Here is a 2,310-nt window from a genome sequence, read left to right as displayed (position 1 = left end):
GATTGAGCTGGCGCGTCGCCCAGTCGTCGGTCAGCCGAAGGCGTCGCAGCGAGCGTGCCGAGCGGCGCGCGGCACTTTCCGGCACGATGGCGATGCCGGCACCTTGCGCGACCAGCCGGCAGACATTGTCGAGGCCGGGAACGCGGATGCGGACATGCAGATGGCCGCCAAGGCGGGCCGCCTGGCGGGCGATGTGCTCCTGCAGCGCATGGCCGGTGCTGAGGCCGACGAAAGATTCGCCGAGAAGCTCAGTGAGGTTGACGGTGCGGCCTTCAAGGCCGGGCCGGTTTCGCGCGGCGATCACCACCAGCCGGTCGATGAAGAACGGTTTCTGCTCGAGGTGCGCAAGGCCGGCCCAGGTGGCGGCGATGCCGAGATCGGCCGCACCACTGGCCACGGCTTGCGCGATCTCATGGCTGGGGCGCTCGTCGAGCTCGATGTCGATGCCGGGATGCGCGACAAGGAAGGTGGGCAGGATCTCGCGCAGCAACTCGGCTGTGGCGGCGGTGTTGGCCATCAGCCGGACGCGGGCGCGCAGGCCGGTGGCATAGGCGGCGAGGTCGCCGGTCATCGCTTCGATCTGGTTCTGCACCGCGCGCGCATGATGCAGCAGCGCCTGTCCGGCCGCCGTCGGCACCACCCCACGGCGCCGGCGCTCCAGCAGCGGCGCGCCGAGCCGCTCCTCCATGCCCTTGATGCGGGCGCTGGCCGACGCCAGGGCCAGTCCGGCAAGCTCGGCGCCATGGGTGATGCTGCCGCGTTCGGCCACCAGCAGGAACAGGCGGAGATCGACCAGATCGAAGCGCATTCTCTTGCTCCTGCGAATATTCAGCGCCGGGAAGGCGGTCGGCCAACCAGCCTTCGTCGTGGCCGAAGGCTGGCAGCGCAACTTCCACATTGTGATCGGCCAGGATTTTCGTCAAACAGTTTCGAAGGAGAATTGCGATGAACGAACGAACATCAGGGCGGCTCGGCATTCTTGAAAGCACGGCGATCGTGCTGGCCATTGCCGTGGCCGGCCTTGCCATGGCGCGAGCGGGATCAGGCCTGCGGGGATGCGCGGCGACGGTCGTATCCACCAGCCGCGATGCGGCGCCGGCAAAGGCCGCCAGCCCGGATGCCGACGCAACCGATATGCTGCTGCATGACTGATCCGGCCCTGAAGATACGATCATGCTGAGCGCCGGCATCCTCGCCTGGATCGGCGCCGTGTTCCTCGCCGCCGGCTTCGTCAAGGGCGTCGTCGGCATGGGGCTGCCGACCGTGGCGATGGGGCTGCTGGCGGTAACGATGCCGCCAGCACAGGCCGCGGCACTGCTGCTGATCCCGTCGCTGGTTACCAACTTCTGGCAATTGCTGACCGGCCCGTCCTTCGGCCGGCTGTGCAAGCGGCTGTGGACGATGATGGCCGGCGTGATGCTCGGCACCGTTGCCGGCGCCGGCCTGCTGACCGGCACGCACTCTGGCGTTGCCTCGGCCGGGCTCGGTGCGGCGCTGGTGCTTTACGCCATTCTCGGCCTGCTCAAGCTTGGCTTCACCACGCCGGCGCGCGGCGAAGCCTTGATGTCACCGCTGGTCGGGGTGGCGACCGGGCTGGTCACCGGCGCCACCGGCGTCTTCGTCATCCCGGCGGTGCCCTATCTGCAGTCGCTGCGGCTGGAGAAAGAAGACCTGATCCAGGCGCTCGGCCTGTCCTTCACCGTGTCGACGGCGGCGCTCGCCATCGGGTTGTTCAGGACCGGCGCCCTGGCGTCGCCGAGTGCGCAAATGGTCGGTTCGGTCGCAGCCCTTGTGCCGGCGCTGGCCGGCATGTTCGCCGGCCAGGCGCTGCGCCAGAAGATGAGTGTCGAGACCTTCCGCAAAGTGTTCTTCGCGGGGTTGCTGGCGCTTGGGGTCTATCTCGTGGGGGAGTTGGTGTTCTAGGCGCCGGACTTCCCCAGAGCACTGGCAGGAAGTCGTCAGCCAATGCTTTCGCTGAGATCAGCGAGCGTGACCATGAGTGTCAACGGCTCGACCGGCGAGGGCTCGAACCCGATGGTGATGTAGAAAGCTCGGGCATCGTCGGAAATCGCATGCACCACTATGCCTTTGATGCCCAGTATTTCAGCAGCCTGGAGAATTCGTAGACCGGCATCCCTTACCAGCGCCCGCCCGATGCCCCGACCGTGATAGGCTTGGTCTACGGCCAACCTGCCTTGCACTGCGACGGGGATCGGATCGGGCATGTCGCGCCGGAAACGGCTGGAAGCTTCGACCATTTTCACGGCGCCGCTGGCAACGGCATAGTAGCCAATCACACGGTTGCCTTTG

Annotated in this window: 4 protein-coding genes; 2 read left to right on the top strand and 2 right to left on the bottom strand. The window is 67.0% G+C overall.

Going from position 1 to position 2,310, the window contains the following annotated elements; translation table 11 throughout:
• Positions 1 to 808, bottom strand: an 808-nt coding sequence (locus EN932_RS34235) for a LysR substrate-binding domain-containing protein (RefSeq protein WP_128369443.1), incomplete at its 3' end; no start/stop codon positions are given.
• Positions 809 to 945: 137 nt separating this feature from the next.
• Between EN932_RS34235 and EN932_RS34230 the strand changes: the two genes are divergently transcribed.
• Both EN932_RS34230 and EN932_RS34225 read left to right on the top strand, forming a co-directional pair.
• A complete protein-coding gene (locus EN932_RS34230) occupies positions 946 to 1,152 on the top strand; it encodes a hypothetical protein (protein WP_063168653.1) in 207 nt (68 codons plus the stop codon).
• 21 nt (positions 1,153 to 1,173) lie between these two features.
• Positions 1,174 to 1,923, top strand: a complete 750-nt coding sequence (locus EN932_RS34225) for a sulfite exporter TauE/SafE family protein (protein ID WP_127368918.1) — start codon at positions 1,174 to 1,176, stop codon at positions 1,921 to 1,923.
• A gap of 35 nt (positions 1,924 to 1,958) precedes the next feature.
• Here the strand turns inward: EN932_RS34225 and EN932_RS34220 are convergent.
• Positions 1,959 to 2,310, bottom strand: a 352-nt coding sequence (locus EN932_RS34220) for a GNAT family N-acetyltransferase (protein ID WP_128369442.1), incomplete at its 5' end; no start/stop codon positions are given.

Source organism: Mesorhizobium sp. M7A.F.Ca.US.002.01.1.1, assembly GCF_004022955.1.
Lineage (GTDB): Bacteria > Pseudomonadota > Alphaproteobacteria > Rhizobiales > Rhizobiaceae > Mesorhizobium > Mesorhizobium ciceri.
The sequence above is the reverse complement of the archived record's forward strand: the minus strand, read 5'-3'. Positions and strand labels throughout refer to the sequence as shown.

Bases quoted from the DNA above. Each gene is read 5' to 3' on its own strand.
- EN932_RS34225 (WP_127368918.1), top strand. From the start codon at position 1,174: ATGCTGAGCGCCGGCATCCTCGCCTGGATCGGCGCCGTGTTCCTCGCC.
- EN932_RS34230 (WP_063168653.1), top strand. From the start codon at position 946: ATGAACGAACGAACATCAGGGCGGCTCGGCATTCTTGAAAGCACGGCG.